This is a genomic window from Rothia sp. 18CD1-1, from assembly GCF_055285355.1.
Window position 1 is genome coordinate 1 of sequence record NZ_JBUZLI010000006.1, and the last position, 17,799, is coordinate 17,799.

A 17,799-nucleotide genomic window follows, 5' to 3' on the forward strand; every position below is an offset into this window, starting at 1 on the left:
TGTCTTCTGTCTTGGTCGATATTTTTCCTGAGACCCCCCAGGGGCGTGTAGGGACATAAGGTTAAAGCTGACCAGTGTGGGAAAAGGTATTTCTACTTCTCGTGAGCTGCCAAATAAAGGTTACGAATGATAGTAACCTGACGTAGGTAGGTAACCATGGGTCCCATGAAGTCCTTAAAATATTTTTCATCGGCTGCTGTCGACGACACGAAATTGAGGCTGGCGAAACCGGCGATAATGACAGAAACCTTCACGAGAACCGCGCTCAGGGGAATGGTGAGTCCGGCCAGAGAAAGATGTGCTGGGTCTTCCCCTAACCAGCCGGCCACGGTGCTCTGGGGAATCGCAAAACTACCGAACCACAGAAAGAAAAAGAAAACCATCACAGCAAAAATAAGGGCCTGAATGATCTGGCTGAGAACGGGTAGGGTAATAAAATTGACCCATTCCATCCAGCTAATTTTTCGGGAAGAAGTAAGCCGGTCGGGCGGCACCCGTTTCACCACTGACGGCCAGAGACCGGCCGCTGACTGGGCTGTTGAATAGTATTCTTCAAGACTAAAATCCTCTAGGTAGTCGCCAGTTTTTGACCCGAGAAGCCTGCGAGTACGCTCAGTAGAAGTAGTGACGGTTACAAAAAATGCGAGGAGAAACAGGATCCCGAACACCTGGAGAGTGCGTGTATTCGAAAGATTATTGGCAACCTTCCACACGTCCCCGTTCACAAAAATAAAGAGTACGGCAATCATGAGCACGGGAAGAACTTTAGCGACCATAGGCATGAGCATTCCGAGTTCACGCAGGGTCTGCCGCCCCGCCCAGATCAGTAGAACATCAAGCTCAAAGAACAGGACGAGAAACAAAATCAGGGCAAAGAAAGAAAAATCCCACCAAGAATCTGTAAATCTTTCCCCACCGAAAGTATAGAGAGGTGAAAAAATAACCAGAGTTATCGATACCAAAATAAGGCCCAGGGTGAACTGGCCCCTGAGAGATAGTCGGCGTGCGAGGTGGCGCAGAAGCCAGGGCACAATCAGCAAGAGCACGGGCATGGCAGCGGTGACGCCCAGGATCGACAGATAGAACTGATCCTCGGTGAGCCCCAGGGTTGAGCCGGGATTACCCGAGGTATCGCCGTCAATATAGAGGAGAAAGCTCAACAGAAAGCTATAGCACAGCGCGCTCAGGACAAGCCACGCGGTGACGGGTACACTGTGCGGGATCATCATGGTCAGACGCTCACGTGACGGAATAACCATGGGCACACCGCGCACCTGAAACCAGTTATGTGCGGAGTCAAGATCTGGCCGAGAAAGTGTCATCACTCAAGAATAACCCGCTTTAGCCTTCGGGTACTGTATAAACTTTCGGGTGCGGAAGAAGAACACGGCGCCGAGATAAGCCCTCGAGCATTTAAGATATGCCTATGAGTCGTTTTACTGCCGAGCAGCTGCGCACCTTTGTGCTTGTGGTTGAACACGCAACCTTTGATGCTGCCGCCGATCTTCTCGGGGTGAGTGCCTCTGCCGTATCCCAGCGAATCAAAGCAATGGAACAGGCTGCCGGGCATACCCTGCTGAGAAGAACCAACCCGGTAACACCCACCGAGATCGGGCGAGTCGTGCTCCGAACTGCCCGCCAGAGCGAATACCTGAACCGGGAACTTGAGAGACAGCTGGGCGGTGAAAGCGATGACCGTACGGTAGCAATCGCGGTCAATGCAGATTCACTGGCAACATGGCTACTGAGCGCGGTAGCGTTACTGGCTAAAGAAGACCGTATTTTCTGCGATCTACGCCGTGAAGGGGAACAACACTCTTCAGCACTTTTGCGCTCGGGAGAGACGATGGCGGCTATCACCTCGCACCCGGAATCAATACCGGGATGTATGGTGGAAAAACTGGGAATGGCTCAATACTGGGTGGTGAGCTCCCGCGAATACGCCGTGCGCCGTTTCGCCGGATGGCCGCAGAGCGTCACCCTTGCAGAACTGAACGCGGCACCGGTTATCGAATACGACCGCAAAGACGTGGGACAGGACCTTGCCCGTTCCCTGCTGCTCACCGAATTCGGTCTGCGGGACGACGCTGCGGGTCAGGCGCCAAGTGTCTATGTGCCCTCCTCACCTGACTATGCGAGGGCCGTAGACATGGGGATCGGGTGGGGAGTTATTCCCGAACAGCAGTGCGCTGAGGGCCTCCGCAATGGCCGCCTGGTGAAACTGGTTGAGGACCCTATCGAGTTTCCCCTCTACTGGCAGCGGTGGAAGGTGGCTTCGGAGCTACTCGATCGGGTGACCGAGCGCGTATATGCGGCCGCTAAGAATGTGTGGACCCTGTAATTTTTGGACACCGTGGACCACTCTGCGGGGAGACCCTGCATATTTTTGTTATACCAACAGAGGGTATTCTTGTTTTTTAAAAACTTTACGAGTAAAGTAAATTGCTGTTATTGATTCTAGAGCATCATTTCTTGAAAGGAAGAAAACATGGCAGAACTTATCCCGGGTGTCTGGAACCTCGACGCGTCACACAGCGAAATCGGATTCTCCGTGCGTCACGCGGGCGTCTCCAAGAGCAAGGGCGTCTTCAACGACGCCGAGGCAACCTTCACCGCCACCGAAAATATCGCGGAATCACGGATCAGTGCGTCCGTAAAAATTGACTCGATCGACACCCGATCGGCAGACCGCGATAACCATCTCAAGTCTGCGGAGTTTTTTGATGCTGATGCATACCCGGACATGACCTTCACCTCGTCCTCCGTTGAACTCGATGGTGAAGACCTCACCATTGCCGGGGATCTCACCATCAAGGGGCAGACCCGACCCGTAGAGTTCAAGGGCGAATTTGGCGGTGTGGTGACCGATGTCTTTGGAACTACCCGCTTTGGTGCATCTGTCTCCACCAAAATCTCCCGTAAAGACTTTGGGATCACCTGGAACGCCGCTATCGAAGCCGGCGGTGTCATGGTCGGTGATAAGGTGACCATCACCCTCGACGTTGAATTTGTAGCCCCTGAAGCATAGGCCGTATTGATCAGGTAGCGATATAACAAAAAATGTTGGGGCCCCGTAAGAGTGGGTCCCAACATTTTTGTGCCCATACAGGGTGTTTCTCTGAAATTCCCGGCTTCACAACAGGGCCCGGTGCTCCTAGACTTTTACTGAGGAAGAAGGAGAAACAATGATCGATCTCAGAGCCTTTCTAGACCAAGCCAGTATCGACAGCTCGATATTTACCCTGCGTCCCGACTACCGCGCCCTGCTCATTGCGGTTGACGGTATAGAACCCGGAGAATCCAACGAGACCAGCGAATCCATGCTCGTGGATGCAGAGAAGACCGTCGCAGAACTCACCGCACAGACACCTGTTGAAGAGCTAGCCCATATAGCTTCCTGGCGTGAAGCATACAGGGCATTCGGGGCTAAACCCCAGCGCACCCGCAATTCGCTCGAAGCCCTAACCCGCCGAGCAGCAGCGGGGCTCCCCAGGGTCAACCGGCTCACCGATATCTACAACGCCATATCGGTCAAACACCAGATCCCTCTGGGTGGCGAAGACCTCGCCGCCTACAGTGGGCCACCCCGTCTTACCCGTGCCAGCGGGCACGAAGAATTTGCCACCTTCTCATCGGGAGAACCCGCAACAGAACACCCCAAAGAAGGCGAAGTTATATGGCGCGATGACCTCGGGGTCACCTGCCGTATCTGGAACTGGCGACAGACCGCCCGCACCGGTTTGAGCGACCAAACCACCGCCGCACTCTTCATCCTCGACGCACTGGACCCCCTCACCACACCGCAGCTTGAAACAGCCGGGGCAGAACTGATCGACCGCTTGAGCGACCTGGGTGAAAACATGCGAATCGAGCAGCGCCTCATCGGCCGGTAACCCCGTGTCATCCTGGCTTGAAAAACACCAGGTGGCCCTCTACCTGTTGAGCCTCCTGCTGGGTGTGGTCGTAGCTACCGGCACCCCCAGCATAGGGGCCGGACTGGAACCCCTGAACGGGCCCGCACTGGCACTCCTTCTGCTGGCAACCTTCACCTGCATACCGCTACATATTCCCCGAGGAAGCCACTCTTTTCCACCGAGATTCCTCAGCAAACTACTGGCCACCAACTTTCTGGTGGTTCCCATCATCGCTGGAACACTCATCGCTCTGGCCCCGCTCGATGACACCGTAGCTTTTGCCGCCGCACTCGTGCTTCTTGCACCCTGTATAGATTATGTGGTGGTATTCACCGGTAGTGCGGGTGGGTCCGCAGAAGACCTCACCCGGGCCACCCCCGTTCTGCTTCTCTGCCAGATAGTTGCGGTACCGCTGTGGCTCACCATCTTCACAACGCTTCCCCTCTGGGAAAACACCCCGATAACAGCCGACACCCTAGAAACCGGGGTCCCCGCGATGGCTACAGCATTGACCACTATCACCGGACCGCTCCTGTTAGCCTGGCTGATCCAGAGGCTCAACACCGGGGTACAGGCTACCAGTCAACGTGTCGCGGAAACACTCATGACTCCGCTCACGATGCTGGTGCTCTTCACCATCATCGCCAGCCACACCGCCCGGATCAGCGGACACACCGGGCAGCTTCTACCCGCCGCCCTTCTCTACCTGTCCTTCGCCGCACTCAGCGGAACGTACGCCTGGAAGATCGCAGCCAAAAATGAAAACACTCCGGTGCGTACCGCCCTCACCTTTTCAGCCGTAACCCGAAACTCACTCGTCGTGCTCCCGCTGGCCCTGGCCATCTCCAGCATCAGCGGGCAGACACTGATCCCGCTAGCCGTCATCACACAAACACTCATCGAACTTCTAGTGATGGTGGCTATGGTCAAGATCCTCCGAAAGCCCGCTCACCGTGAACGGGCTTCACCGGACACCGCATAACCTAATCTAGAAGCCCGTACTCGGAGCACTTGGCACTATCGATAGCCGGCAGCGGAGTACCCTGCTCCTCGGCGGCCCGGTTACCGGCGCTCATATCGTGCACATGCTGGGGAGCCTCAGCAACATACCGGGCATACCAGTCAATAAAAGCCTGCGAAGCATCCCAGGACCGGAGGTCCTCGGTTGTGGCAAAAGCCTGGCCACCGCACAAGACCTCACCGTACTTAATGTACTCATCATTGGGGTCATAGCCTTTAGCAATGAGGTCCTGCTCATGCGCCTGATCCATAGCGGCCAACTCCTCAGCACTCGAGTACATGGCCGCTATCTCCTCCTCGCTCAGCTCAAGATTAGCGATATAGGGCGCCTCGGTTTCCTCCGGGGTAGGCTCCGGTTCAGCCTCCGTCTCCTCAGCGGTAGGAGACGCAGATGCTGAAGCCGACACCGACGCAGACACCGACGGGCTAGCCGACGCCGACGTAGCTGCCGCTGATGAACCCTCCCCAGAATCCCCCTGGCCGCAGGCGACAAGCAAAACCAAAAAAAGTGGGGCGGCAAAAGCTGCAGCCGACACCCGTCGTGAACTTGCTGGAAACAGCATAGAAGTTACCCTCAATCTTCCTTGTGTGAATACAACAGTGTGGCTAGAAAAAATTCTGCCACACAAAATAACCGACTACCGCCACAAGGCAACCGATAAGCGCCCAGCGCCGTAGCCTGGTTTCAAATATAGCCGCCCTAATGTCTTCACGCTGATTGCGGGGCTCACCCGGGTCGACAGGGGCCAGATTCCTGGGGTTGGTCACCTCGGGTTTCTGCCGATCAGCAGAATCCTGGGCGGGGTCAGAACTCCCCGAAAACCTATCGCTCGATCCATCGTGCTCAGACACGCCTACCCCTAACGCCAGCGGGTCATCATGACCATACCCACCATCATCAGCCCAATACCAATCACAATGTTCCAATTCAAAAGACCGGGAACAGGAAACTGATAGTTAGTGATGTAATAAACCATAATCCACAGAACACCCAGTACCACCAAACCGAACATAATAACCCGGTACCAGAGAGGCGTGGGAGAAGCGAACTCATCGGTAGACATCTCCTGGGCAGCACGGCGAAAAAGAGCCTCCTCGCGTTCAAGCTCCCGCCGTGCCTCTTTCTCGGCACGAGTCTGCCTCTTCGATTCAGTCACGATTCCTCCATAGGCTCGCACATGAGCGTATATCATGTACGGTTTAATCTTGTATAACAATACTAGGCTTAATCCAGCTACATTCTATCCTTGAATCACTCTGCCGCCGGACCACAGACGGAAAAGCACATACCTTTGAGGAGACAATGACCAACCAGACAAAGAAACACGCAGCCCCCAGACCCAAAACTGCGGGCCGGTGGATAATACAGGTAACCGGAGAACTCCTCATCACCCTGGGCTTTCTCATACTCCTCTTTGTCGCCTGGCAACTCTGGTGGACCAACATCGACGCTAACAGGGCACAGGCAGAAACAGTTGAATCCCTCGCCCAAGAATTCCAGACAGCAGAACCCGCGCCCACCGAAGAAAACACGCATAAAGCCGTAGAAGACCCCACCGACCCGCCCGTGAGCCAGCAACCCGACCGGGGAGAAGCATTCGGAATCATCTACATACCCCGCCTCGGCGAAAACTACCGGCGCCCCACAGCAGAAGGAACCACCCAGGACGTCCTCGACAACCTGGGCCTGGGCCACTACGAAGGAACCGCCCTGCCCGGCGACATCGGCAATTTTGCGCTCGCAGGCCACCGCCAAACCAACGGGGCAGTACTCGACTACATCGACAAAATAGAAAACGGAGACCGCATCTACGTACAAACCAAAGACGGCTACTACACCTACACCGTCTACGAATCCAAGATCGTGCTCCCCACCGACGTCTACGTCATCGCCCCCAACCCCGACGACGCATCGGCAGAGGCAACAGAACGACTCCTCACACTCACCACCTGCCACCCCCGCTTTGGAGACAGCGAACGCTACATCGTCCACGCTACCCTGGAGTCATGGCAACCGCTCTCCGCCGGTGCCCCCCAAGAAATTGCCGCCGCGGTACACAACTAGAAAGAGAAGAGGCAGGCATGTACGGATGGATCTTCAGACACCTACCCGGCCCCCTGTGGCTGCGCATCATCATTGTGCTGGCACTCCTCACCCTGATCATCTGGGCCCTGATGGAGTACGCCTTCCCGGCCTTTGCCGAACACAGCCCCTTCTACAACCGGGTCACCATCGACACCGAATAGCCCCGCCACCACCTACCGGTCCTAAGGAAACACCGTGACAAAAATACTCGTCATCGATAACTACGACAGCTTTGTATTCACCCTCGTCGGGTACCTCCAACAGCTCGGGGCTGACACCACGGTTATCCGCAACGACGATGTACCCCTGACCCGCGCCATCGAGCTGGCCAGCGGCCACGACGGCCTACTCATCTCGCCCGGCCCCGGCGCCCCGGACGAGGCCGGGTTCATCATCGACCTCATTCGCTGGGCGGCAGAACAACACAAGCCACTTCTGGGTGTGTGCCTGGGACACCAGGCGATCGCCGAAGCTTTCGGCGGCACGGTCACCCACGCCCCCGAGCTCATGCACGGCAAAACCTCCAGACTGGTCCACCAGAACATCTCGGTCTTCCGGCAGATACCCAGCCCCTTCACCGCTACCCGCTACCATTCGTTAGCCGTCGCACCCGAGACCCTACCCGAGCAGTTGCAGGTTACCGCAAGTACTGACAGCGGCATCATTATGGGCCTCGAACACCGGTGGGCACCCATACACGGTGTACAGTTCCACCCCGAATCGGTCCTGACCGAAGGCGGCTACCTCATGCTGGGCAACTGGCTTGAGGACGTGGGCCTCACCGGCGCGGCGGAGAGAGCCCGTAAGCTCCCCCCACTGATCACCGAATAAGAGACTACCTGCCCGAGGCAGAGGGAGAGGCCGAAGCACCGGGGGCACCGTCTCCTGCCGGGGTGAGATCGTCTTCCTCCTCGTCGGATCCGGATGAGCGTGGGTTACTACTCGCTGAGGGCGACGGGGAGGCGGTAGCCCGCGGCGCCGTCGTTGACGTAGCCGCCGGGGATGCAGCCACACGGATAGTGACCGTGCTTCCCTGCTCAATCGAGGTACCGGCCACCGCGCTCTGTGAGATCACCGTGCCCGCGGCAGCCGAGCTGGTTTGAACAGTCTCAACATTGGTGCTGAGCATGACATCCGGCGCCTGAAGGGCAGCAATAGCCTGATCACGGGTCATCCCGGTGACATTGGGGACCTCAACCTTGCCGGTAGAGAGCACAATATCGACGGTAGAACCGGCAGCCGCCTCCGCGCCCGGTGCGGGGTTGGTGGTCACCACCATACCGGCCGGAACGGTGGCACTATTGACCGTGGAAGTTCGACCAGCAACAAAACCCGCGCTTTCAAGGGCCGACCGCACATAGGATTCAGACTGCCCCGAAAGATTATCGGGAACGGATACGCGCGAGGGCCCATCGGAGATAGTCACCGTCACCTCGGAGCCCTCTTCAACCTCGGTGCCGGTCACCGGAGAAACCTTAACCACCTTGTTCTTCTCAACGGTCTCCGAGTACTCGGTCTCCCACTTGACCGTAAGATTCAGATTACGCAGGGTGTTCTCGGCATCATCGCGAGACATCCCCTGAATCTGCGGAACACTGTGGGTGGGCACCCGGTTGAGCTCATTCTGATAGTAGAGCACGGTGCCAATAGAGAAGACAGCAAGAGCAGCAATAACCATGCCCGTGATAACCCTGGCCCAGGCCTGACGGCGGCGTTTCTTCTTAGCCAGCGCCTCGTTACGCTCGTAGTCGTAGAGCTCATCGTCGGTATACTCCGACTGAGCATTCTCAAAGAACCCGCCCAAGCCGGTGTCCTCCACCGGGGCCTGCTCCGTGGAGGTCGTGTAGCCGGCGGCCGCACCAATGGTGGCTGTAGCGGCACCCGCTGCCAGCGCGGCAGTAGGTTGGGTTTCCGCGTCACTGTAGGTTGACCACGGCCCCACCCCCTGCCCGGCACTCACCAGGGCGGTACGAAAAGCGTCAGCATTCTGGTAGCGGTCACTGCGAGACTTACTCAGTGCTTTAAGTATCACGGTGTCAACGGCGGCCGGCACCTCCTGCCGGGCGTAGCTACTCGGTGGCTGCGGAGTCTCGCTCAGGTGCATAGAGGCAAGATCAACGCTCGACTCGGCATCAAAGGGTGCCCGACCCGCGATCATCTCGTAGATAACACAGGCAGCAGAATATATGTCGCTACGAGAATCTACCGTTTCGCCGCGCGCCTGCTCGGGCGAAATATAGCGGGCAGTACCCATCACAGTATTAGCCTTGGTCAGCTGCTCACCCGATAAACTCATGGCACTGGCAATACCAAAGTCCATCACCTTGACCTGCCCCGCCTGATCCTTAGATATATCCTCCTCGGTCTGGGGCAGAACCATCACATTCGCCGGCTTAATATCGCGGTGCACAATACCGGCATCACCGGCATACTGGAGAGCCTCAAGAATCTGCGACCCGTAAGAAATCGCCTCGGACACCGGCAGCTCGCCGCGCTCCTCCACAATATCGCGCAGCGAGCTGCCGTGAACCAGCTCCATCACAAGAAATGGAACCTGCACCGGATCATCATCGTCACCCTTGCTCACAGCAAAAGAACCCGTGTCATAGACACTCACAATTGACGGGTGATTCAGCGAAGCCACCGCCTCAGCCTCACGCTGAAACCGGGCCCGAAAAGTATTATCCGCCGCATGCTCGGGGCGCAAAATTTTCAGCGCAACCATGCGACCCAGGCGGGTATCCTCCGCCGAATAGACAGTAGCCATCGCACCCGAGCCAATAGATTCGCCCAGGCGGTAACGCGTATCGATCATATCGGGAATAGAAAATTCCATAAACTTCACCCGCTAGTTTGCTGCTCTGCTAGTACCGGTCGGCTGGTTACCGCGAGCCTGTGCGCCCGAATCATCCGCCTCGTCATCGTCCGAGGCCTGACCCGAGCTTCCGCTCGACGACGAGGGCGAAGAGCTCGCACTCGCGGTTGCGCTCGCAGACGACCGCGTTGAAGTTGCAACGTAAACATCTACGCTACTACCGATTTCGACCTCAGACCCAGAAGAGGGGTTTGTTCGTATCACCGTGTTCGCGGTAGCGCTTTCCGAATCTTCGTAGTGGACCCGGACATTGACACCCAGCGCGGTAATCGAATTAATCGCCTCATCTGCACCCATTCCCACAAGGTTGGAGGGCAGGGTCGCCGTTTGAGGCCCCGTTGAGTAGGTGACCGTCACGGTGCTTCCCACCTGCACAGAACCTGTGGGTGAAACCGAAATCACGGTATCGGAATTCTCGGTAGAGGTGACCGCGGTGGTCTGGGTAGACAGACCCATTGCCACCAAATCGTTAACCACGTCGGTGAGATTACGGCCCACATAATCATCCGGGTTGATGGTCACGGTATCTGAGCTGTTAGCGGTTTGCTGACCGGCGGACGGCCCGGCTGTCGACACCGTACCCGAAGGTGAGGGCGAACCGCCCGCGGGGCCGCTACCCGAGCCACCGTTACCGGCCACCAAAAACCAGATAACTAGACCGAGAATAATCGCGATCAACAGGAGGGAAATCCAGCCCCAGGGAGACTTCTTTTTCTTCTTTTGGGCGGCGGCCGGGCGCGCCAGGGTGTTCGGAGAAACCTTGGGAATTTCGGCGGTTGTTGGTTGCGGCGTATAGCTGGCTCCAGACCCAAAGCGAGCGGTCTCAGCGGTGACGGTGGTTGGTGCCGTTATCACCTGTGTCGCCGAATCCGCGGAGTCCTCGGGCAAGAAATCAGCCAGCGACGGTACAGCCTTAATAGCTGCCGGAATATCGCGGCGCCGGATAGCGTCGATCGCGCTCGCCAGGGCAGTCGCGCTTTTGGGCCGCTTCCCCGGATCCTTTGACAGGAGGCACATCATGAGCCCGGCTGCGGGGGCCGGTACAGTACTGGGCAGAGGTGGCGGTGGGTCATTGACCTGAGCCAGCGCGATTGCTATCTGGGACTCGCCGGTAAAAGGACGCTTACCCGCCAAACACTCATAGCCGATCACACCGAGCGAATACATGTCTGACGAGGGTGTTGCCTGCTGGCCGGTAGCCTGCTCGGGGGCGAGGTACTGCGCCGTACCCATCACCTGCCCGGTAGCGGTGAGAGGAACCTGGTCAGCCAGCCGGGCAATACCAAAGTCGGTTACCTTCACCCTGTTATCGGGGGTGATGATCAGGTTCCCCGGCTTCACATCGCGGTGGACCAGGCCCTGGGCGTGGGCGGCAGCAAGCGCCCGGGCGGTCTGGGCAATAATATTGAGGATACGATCGGGGTCGAGTTGACGCTCACGCTCAATAATCGCTGATAGCGGGTCACCGGGCACCAGCTCCATCACCAGGTAGGCCGAGCCTTCTTCCTCGCCGTAGTCAAAAACATTGGCGACACCGGGGTGGTTCAGCAGGGCGGTGTGGCGTGCCTCAGCACGAAACCGCTCAAGGAAACCAGGGTCACCGGTATATTCCTCTTTTAGAATCTTTACCGCAACGATGCGACCAAGAACTTTATCACGAGCCTTCCACACCTCACCCATACCGCCAATAGCGATACGCTCGGTCAGGTCGTAGCGACCACCCAGAGTTGTCTCGGTTGAGGGTCTCACCTGTCTAACACCGCCTCAAAAATTTGCTTAGCCGCCGGAGCCGCCAAAGACGCTCCCTCACTAGTATCAACGCCCTCGTAGACAACCGCAACAGCAACCTGCGGATCGTCTGCCGGAGCAAACCCGGTAAACCAGGCATTGTTATAACCGGACGCACCGATTTCAGCGGTACCGGTTTTACCGGCTACCCTCACCCCGTCAACGGCGGCGCCGGAGGCGATACCGTTATCCACGTTATTGACCATCCAATCTTTCACCTGATCAGACACATCTTTCGAGGTCGACTGCCGAAGCCGCTCAGCAGAAAACTCGTAGAGCGAACTCAGATTATGGGACTTGACCGATCGAATCAGATTCGGCTTCATCTGCGTGCCGTCGTTGGCAATAGCCGAAGACATCATGGCAACCTGCAAGGGGGTCGTCTTGGTGTCATACTGGCCAATAGACGCCTGAGCAAGCTCAGAGTCAGTCATATCTGAGGGGAAAACCGACTCCGATACCGCCAGCGGAATAGTGAGCGTAGAATCTCCATACCCAAAATTCTGCGCCGTCCTAGATAGCGTATCCTGGCCAAGGTCAACAGCGACCTGTGCGAAAGGGGTGTTGCAGGACTGTGCTAAAGCCCATTCTATAGTTGCCTCGGCACGGGTGCTACACTGCCCGTTCACATAGTTGGGTAGCGTGGTGGTGGTTCCCGGCAGCGTATAGTTCTGCGGGTTAGGAATCACCGTGTCGGCGGTATACTTTCCCGACTCAAGGGCAGCAACAGCGTCAATAATCTTGAAGGTGGACCCGGGGGAGTAGGTGTTCCCGGCGATAGCCCGGTTATAGAGCGGGTGGTCGGCATCGTCGTTGAGTGCCTGATACTGGCTGAGAACCGAATTGTTGTCGGGCGAAGACAGCGTGTTCGGGTCATAGGACGGCGAGCTCACCATCGCCAGAATCTCACCGGTCTTGGGGTTCATCGCCACGATCGACCCCTTACGGCCACCCAGCAGACTATAGGCGAGAGACTGAAGCTCAGCATCAATGGTGAGCTCAACGGTAGCCCCCTGCGAAGACCCGTTGGTGAACATCTGGGCCAGCCTGTCATAAAACTGGCTGTCGGAGGTACCCGAGAGCTCCTGGTTCATGGCGGACTCCAGCCCGGTGGCCCCGTAAATCGACGAAAAATAGCCGGTGAGAGCAGCATATTCCTCGGGGCTGGAGTACACCCGCTGGTAGCTGTACCCATTCTCAGAGGGAACAGATGAAGCAATCTCCCTACCCCCCACCACAATGGCGCCGCGCTGCGAACCGTAGCTCTCATACAGTGCCCGCGAATTCCAGGGGTTAGCTTCTAGCGCCTTGGCATCAAAGAACTGCACATAGGTGAGTGAACCCAGCAAAAGCACAAAAACGCAGGTAGACGCTATCCAGACGTTACGTATCGATTTATTCACGGTGAGCTCCTCCCGCGGTGTTGATTTTTGATATGAGGCTTGTTGCGCCCTCAGACTCGTCGCCCTCGTAATCGATACTCACCGGAAGGTCGTCGTAGCTGTCAACAAAGTGCGGCGCTCGGGCCGTATGCGAAATTGCCAGTAGCAGCGCTACTATCACCCAGTTCGCCAGCAGAGACGACCCCCCGGCAGACATGAAGGGCGTGGTGAGCCCGGTGAGCGGAATAAGACGGGTGACCCCGCCGATCACCACGAAAAGCTGTAGTACGATCACCGCAGAGAGACCGCCCGCAAGAAGTTTTCCAAAGCCGTCTCGGGTGCCCAGCGCAGCCCGCATACCCCGGCTAATGAGGATCATGAACAGCATAAGAATGGCGCCGAGGCCGAGCAGCCCTAGCTCCTCACCCAGCGAAGAAATAATCATGTCTGAGTTGGAGTAGGCAACCAGATCGGGGCGGCCCTGACCCCAGCCCCTACCGAAGAGTCCGCCGGTGGCAAGCCCAAAGAGTCCCTGGATAATCTGCATGGAACCGCCGTAGGTCTGGTTGTATATATCGGCGTCGAAAGCGTGGATCCAGGCGTCGATACGGCGGGTTACGTGCCCAATAAAGTTATAGGCCAACAGCCCCCCCGCCGCAATAAAAATGAGGCCCAGGGCCACCCAGGTGCGGCTGCCCGTCGCCAGGTAGAGCATCACCATGAACAGGCCGAAGAAAAGGATGGCTGAACCCAGGTCACTCTGAAAAACCAGCACACCGATACTGAGCAGCCAGGCAATAAACATGGGTGCGAGGTCGCGAAAACGCGGCAGGCGGATAGGGCCAATCCGTTGACCGGCAATCATGATGAGGTCGCGATGGGTGGAGAGGTAGCCCGCGAAGAAAATCGCCAGGGTAATCTTTGCAATCTCTCCGGGCTGGAAGGTGCGCCCGGCAATATTGATCCAGATACGGGCACCGTTGATCTCTACACCCAGGTAGGGGATGAGGGGCAGCAGAAGCAGGAGCAGGGAGACAGCCAGCGAAATATAGGTGATCTTCCGCAGCACCCGGTGATCCTTCAAGAAAAAGATGGTCAGAGCCGCACCCACAAAAGCGATACCGGTCCACATGATCTGCGCAGCCCCAGCCTGATTTGAGGTAGTCAAATCGATTCGGTAAATCATGGCGAGCCCAAGACTGTTGAGCGCCACCACCGCGGGAAGGATCAGAGGGTCAGCATATTTCGCGCGCAGGTGCAGGATAATGTGAATGAGCAGCGCACCACCACCAAGCACGGCGGTAGCCAGTATCCAGGTGATGTTACCGTTGGCGATTTCTTCTGAGTCGATCAGCCACATACTGATAGGGCACAGGGCAACAGCGATGAGAGTGAGGAAAAGCTCCACCATACGGCGCGACTTGGGTAAAGAATCGGAGAGTGCTTTAGCCATCGATACTACCTCCCGATAACGGGGCTTCGGTTGGTTCCACCGTGGTTACTGTACCCGGTGACGCGGAGGCAGACGGTTCCCCTTCCGGCTCACTCGTCACCGCCTGGGTCTGGAGGTCACTCACTATGCGCTGGGCCTCCGAGAGATCACTGGCGTTAATGGTGTTTCGCACCAGCGACTGCGAATATTCCGGTAGGGAGTTCATCTCAATATCGGTTTCCTCAACCACCTCGTAGAGCCTAAACGGGCCAACGCTTTGCGGGACACCGTTAAAAACCGCGACCCTGTCGCTGTTTGCACCCACATAGTACTGATCGTTCACCCAGCTGAAAAAGGTGGCTACCCCGGCGACGATAACCCCCAGGGTGAGGGCTACCGTAAAAATTTTGAGCGGCCAGCGGCGACGGGCTTCGCGGGGGTCTTCATCGATCAGCGCCTGAAGCTCCTCGGGTAGCTCGGTGCTGTCTTGGCTAAGCCCCCGCTCCTGGGTGTTTGCCAGGGTGGCGCGCCGTTTCAGGGTGCGGTTGGTGACCGCGGGAATCATGCCCGTGTTGGTGGCGTTAGCTGCCGCCCCCACCAGCTGGTGGGGGCGCTCGTCCAGCTCTTGCCGTAAGACCGCCGCCGATGAATCCTCGGAGTTTTCGGGCCGCTCATCGACACCGGAATTCTCCGTCATCATGTTGAAGACGCCGTCTGAGAAGGACTCCCCCCGCCACTTGCCGTAGCGCAGGGCGTTGCGCAGTTTGGCGTCGTGGGGGAGGCGCCGCCGCCAGGGGACCCTGTGCCGCTGCTCGTCGGTGGTGTCGGTATCTACTGGCTCGGTGCCCTGTGCGTCCAGCTCTGCGGGGAGGGACACAGAATTTTCCTCCACGCCGTCAAATTTCCCATCCAGTGCGGTGGGGTAAACGCCGGCGTATTCGCCGTCTTTGGTGTATTTTTTCAGCGGAACAACAGGCTGCGGCGAGGTGACAGCTTCAGAGAGGGCGCTTTCCTCGATCACCGACAGGGCAAGCACGGTGACATTGTCCGGGGCGCCGCGGTTGAGCGTCAGGTCAACTAGCGTGTCGGTCAGCTGTTTAAGATCATTGGTGGAGCGCATCACCGCCTCAATTTCTGCCGTACTCACCACGGAGTCGAGGCCGTCTGAGCTGAGCACCCATTTATCGCCCACCTGCGCGTCCAGGGTGAGCGTCTGCAGCTCGGGTGAGGCATCAACGTCACCAAGTACCCGCATAATCACGTTTTTGTGGGGGTGGTTTTCTGCTTCATCGGAGGTGAGCCGGCCCTCCTCGAGGAGGCGCTGTACAAAGGTGTGGTCGGTGGTGATCTGGGTAAAGCTGCCGTTTTCACCGCCGCGCAGCCGGTAGGCGCGGGAGTCGCCGATATGGGCCAGCTCAATCTGATCCCCGTCAATGAGCAGGGCGGTGCAGGTGGTGCCCATACCTGACAGCGCGGGGTTGAGTTCCACCAGCTCGTTCATGATCATGTTTGCGGTGGTGATTTCGTCGGCCAGGTAGACACCGGCGGAGCCGTTATAACCGGGGTGGTCCAGGGGGGTGAGGTCTAAAACGGTGGTCGCCGATGCGACATCGCCGCCCATATGCCCGCCCATGCCGTCGGCAACCACGGCAAGGTAGTGGCCGGCATAGCCGGAGTCATCATTTTTGGAGCGTACTTTACCCACGTCTGAGCGTGCGGCGTAGCGGAAGGCGATACCCATAGGCTAGGCCCTCAACTGCATGGTGGTGCGGCCCACGCGGAAGTCGGTGCCCGGTTCGATGGGGGTTACCCGGCTGAGGCGGGACCCGCCCACAAAGGTGCCGTTGGTGGAACCCAGATCTTCGAGGAACCAGCGGGAGCCCTGCGGAAACAGGCGCGCGTGGTGGCCGGAGGCGTAGTCGTCTTGCAGGGACACCTCAATGTCGCCTGCGCGGCCGATAGTGATGGGCTGGTCGCTCAGACGCATCACCGCGCCCGCCTGCACACCGTCGGTAATCACCAGCTGGGTGGGCAGAAGCGGCGGTGGCGGGGTGGAGGGCTGCTGGGCAGCGGCGTGTGATTCGGTGGTGGGCCTTGCCCGGGTAGGGCGGAGATTACGGCCGATACCGAGGTCGCGCCGGCTGGCCGCAAGAACCATGAACACAAAAAGCCAGAGCAGAGCCAGAAAAGCGAAGCGCAGGATAGTGACGGTGATTTCGGAGGCCACTAGCGTTCACTCCTTGGCACCATGAGGCGGAAGACGATGCGTGCCCGGCCCATGGTGAGCACGGACCCGTTGGTGAGCTGGCGGCGGCCGGTGAGTTTTTGGCCGTCGAGGTAGCTGCCGTTGGTGGAGCCCAGGTCGACGGCTAGATAAATACCGTCTTGCTCCATGATTTCTAGGTGGCGGCGGGAGACTCCGGTGTCTTCGACGGTGATATCGGCATTGGACCCGCGCCCCAGTACCACGGGAAGGGATCGGATGGAGTAGTTTTGCCCGTTGATGTCGAGAACAACCTGGGTTTTCTGTTGGCCGCCCCGCGGTGTCGACGGTGTGACGTGCGGACTGATTTCGGTGGGGGCATCGCGGTTGACGGGTGCGGTTTGCCGCGGCCGGGCGGGAGGTGCCCCCGTAACGCCGTGGTTGCTTTGCGTGGCGGGGTTGGACCGGCCTACGCTGCGGGAGTTCTGCCCGGTGGCGCTCGCCGGGGTGGGGGGTTGGCTAAAGGCCGCCGGCTTGGTGGTGCGCTGGGGTGTGCTGGCGGGGGTGTCACCGAAGGCGACCTGTCTCAGCGATTCCCGCTGGTTTGCTGCGCCCGGTCCCGTGCGCTCGGGGGTCCGCGGTCGACGTGATGCCCGGGGTTGTTGTTTGTGTAAGCCGGGGGCGGCCACCTTTTCCTGTGAGGAGTCGACCTCAAATTCGCCCGCGGGCACGGTCTCGTTGACGGTGAAGGTTACCCGCACCGATCCGCGCAGTGAGTAGCCCTGGGAGCGCGCGTGGCGGATGGCTACGTCGCAGAGCTCTTCTGCTAGCGGGGCACCCCAGTCTTGGACGCGTGGAAAGTCATCGGCGGCAAAATTGATGGTAAAAACATTGGGGGCGATGGTGCGCCCGGACGAGATGGAGTAGGACTTGTTGTCCATGTCGGTACGGATACGGTTTGCAAGGTCAACCGGCTCAAATTCGCCGCCGCCCTTGCTAAAGGTGCCGCGAACAGCTTTTTCTAGGCCCTGTTCAATTTTGTCGATGAACCCCATGGTGGCCTCCTTTAGACTCTGGTGAGGGCGCGCTACTCAAAGTG

Annotated in this window: 18 protein-coding genes; 7 read left to right on the forward strand and 11 right to left on the reverse strand. The window is 58.2% G+C overall.

Going from position 1 to position 17,799, the window contains the following annotated elements; all coding sequences use genetic code 11:
• Positions 1-92 precede the first annotated feature (92 nt).
• The gene (locus ACS1BR_RS05580; protein ID WP_463560885.1) at positions 93-1,325 is read right to left on the reverse strand and encodes a hypothetical protein; all 1,233 of its coding nucleotides are present in this window, start codon (positions 1,323-1,325) and stop codon (positions 93-95) included.
• A 101-nt stretch (positions 1,326-1,426) separates the two neighbouring features.
• Between ACS1BR_RS05580 and ACS1BR_RS05585 the strand changes: the two genes are divergently transcribed.
• From ACS1BR_RS05585 to ACS1BR_RS05600, 4 genes are all read left to right on the forward strand, one after another.
• Positions 1,427-2,341 carry an ArgP/LysG family DNA-binding transcriptional regulator gene (locus ACS1BR_RS05585; RefSeq protein ID WP_463560889.1) on the forward strand — a complete coding sequence of 305 codons (915 nt, stop codon included), beginning with the start codon at positions 1,427-1,429 and terminating at the stop codon, positions 2,339-2,341.
• 147 nt (positions 2,342-2,488) lie between these two features.
• Positions 2,489-3,028: a YceI family protein gene (locus tag ACS1BR_RS05590; protein WP_463560892.1), complete on the forward strand. Its 540-nt coding sequence runs from the start codon at positions 2,489-2,491 to the stop codon at positions 3,026-3,028.
• Between the two features lie 157 nt (positions 3,029-3,185).
• On the forward strand, positions 3,186-3,893 hold the full coding sequence (locus ACS1BR_RS05595; RefSeq protein WP_463560895.1) for a B3/B4 domain-containing protein: 708 nt from the start codon (positions 3,186-3,188) through the stop codon (positions 3,891-3,893).
• Positions 3,853-4,896: an arsenic resistance protein gene (locus ACS1BR_RS05600; RefSeq protein ID WP_463560898.1), complete on the forward strand. Its 1,044-nt coding sequence runs from the start codon at positions 3,853-3,855 to the stop codon at positions 4,894-4,896. Before ACS1BR_RS05595 ends, ACS1BR_RS05600 begins: the two co-directional genes overlap by 41 nt.
• Position 4,897: 1 nt before the next feature.
• On the opposite strand, the gene ACS1BR_RS05605 is transcribed toward ACS1BR_RS05600, so the two are convergent.
• Genes ACS1BR_RS05605 through ACS1BR_RS05615 form a run of 3 tightly spaced genes read right to left on the reverse strand, consistent with a single transcriptional unit; the run spans position 4,898 to position 6,091 of the window.
• Positions 4,898-5,497 carry a hypothetical protein gene (locus tag ACS1BR_RS05605; protein ID WP_463560900.1) on the reverse strand — a complete coding sequence of 200 codons (600 nt, stop codon included), beginning with the start codon at positions 5,495-5,497 and terminating at the stop codon, positions 4,898-4,900.
• 43 nt (positions 5,498-5,540) lie between these two features.
• Entirely contained in the window at positions 5,541-5,786 is a 246-nt protein-coding gene (locus ACS1BR_RS05610; RefSeq protein ID WP_463560901.1) for a hypothetical protein, read from the reverse strand.
• A gap of 8 nt (positions 5,787-5,794) precedes the next feature.
• The gene (locus tag ACS1BR_RS05615; protein WP_463560903.1) at positions 5,795-6,091 is read right to left on the reverse strand and encodes a cell division protein CrgA; all 297 of its coding nucleotides are present in this window, start codon (positions 6,089-6,091) and stop codon (positions 5,795-5,797) included.
• Positions 6,092-6,237: 146 nt separating this feature from the next.
• Between ACS1BR_RS05615 and ACS1BR_RS05620 the strand changes: the two genes are divergently transcribed.
• The 3 genes from ACS1BR_RS05620 to ACS1BR_RS05630 are packed head-to-tail and all read left to right on the forward strand — an operon-like array spanning position 6,238 to position 7,851.
• Positions 6,238-6,999, forward strand: coding sequence for a class E sortase (locus ACS1BR_RS05620; protein ID WP_463560904.1), 762 nt, complete (start codon positions 6,238-6,240; stop codon positions 6,997-6,999).
• Positions 7,000-7,016: 17 nt separating this feature from the next.
• Positions 7,017-7,181 carry a hypothetical protein gene (locus tag ACS1BR_RS05625; RefSeq protein ID WP_463560906.1) on the forward strand — a complete coding sequence of 55 codons (165 nt, stop codon included), beginning with the start codon at positions 7,017-7,019 and terminating at the stop codon, positions 7,179-7,181.
• A gap of 34 nt (positions 7,182-7,215) precedes the next feature.
• A complete protein-coding gene (locus ACS1BR_RS05630) occupies positions 7,216-7,851 on the forward strand; it encodes an aminodeoxychorismate/anthranilate synthase component II (RefSeq protein ID WP_463560907.1) in 636 nt (211 codons plus the stop codon).
• A 4-nt stretch (positions 7,852-7,855) separates the two neighbouring features.
• On the opposite strand, the gene pknB is transcribed toward ACS1BR_RS05630, so the two are convergent.
• Genes pknB through ACS1BR_RS05665 form a run of 7 tightly spaced genes read right to left on the reverse strand, consistent with a single transcriptional unit; the run spans position 7,856 to position 17,755 of the window.
• Positions 7,856-9,856, reverse strand: a complete 2,001-nt coding sequence (gene pknB / locus ACS1BR_RS05635) for a Stk1 family PASTA domain-containing Ser/Thr kinase (RefSeq protein WP_463560909.1) — start codon at positions 9,854-9,856, stop codon at positions 7,856-7,858.
• A gap of 12 nt (positions 9,857-9,868) precedes the next feature.
• Positions 9,869-11,644 (reverse strand): protein kinase domain-containing protein, encoded by a 1,776-nt coding sequence (locus tag ACS1BR_RS05640; RefSeq protein ID WP_463560910.1) that lies wholly within the window; start codon positions 11,642-11,644, stop codon positions 9,869-9,871.
• Positions 11,641-13,086: a peptidoglycan D,D-transpeptidase FtsI family protein gene (locus tag ACS1BR_RS05645; RefSeq protein WP_463560912.1), complete on the reverse strand. Its 1,446-nt coding sequence runs from the start codon at positions 13,084-13,086 to the stop codon at positions 11,641-11,643. The genes ACS1BR_RS05640 and ACS1BR_RS05645 overlap by 4 nt, the downstream gene beginning before the upstream one ends.
• Positions 13,079-14,518, reverse strand: coding sequence for an FtsW/RodA/SpoVE family cell cycle protein (locus tag ACS1BR_RS05650; RefSeq protein WP_463560913.1), 1,440 nt, complete (start codon positions 14,516-14,518; stop codon positions 13,079-13,081). Before ACS1BR_RS05650 ends, ACS1BR_RS05645 begins: the two co-directional genes overlap by 8 nt.
• Positions 14,511-16,238 (reverse strand): PP2C family protein-serine/threonine phosphatase, encoded by a 1,728-nt coding sequence (locus tag ACS1BR_RS05655; protein WP_463560915.1) that lies wholly within the window; start codon positions 16,236-16,238, stop codon positions 14,511-14,513. The genes ACS1BR_RS05650 and ACS1BR_RS05655 overlap by 8 nt, the downstream gene beginning before the upstream one ends.
• Positions 16,239-16,241: 3 nt before the next feature.
• Positions 16,242-16,724, reverse strand: a complete 483-nt coding sequence (locus ACS1BR_RS05660; protein ID WP_463560918.1) for an FHA domain-containing protein FhaB/FipA — start codon at positions 16,722-16,724, stop codon at positions 16,242-16,244.
• The gene (locus ACS1BR_RS05665; protein WP_463560920.1) at positions 16,724-17,755 is read right to left on the reverse strand and encodes an FhaA domain-containing protein; all 1,032 of its coding nucleotides are present in this window, start codon (positions 17,753-17,755) and stop codon (positions 16,724-16,726) included. Before ACS1BR_RS05665 ends, ACS1BR_RS05660 begins: the two co-directional genes overlap by 1 nt.
• Between the last annotated feature and the right edge of the window lie 44 nt (positions 17,756-17,799).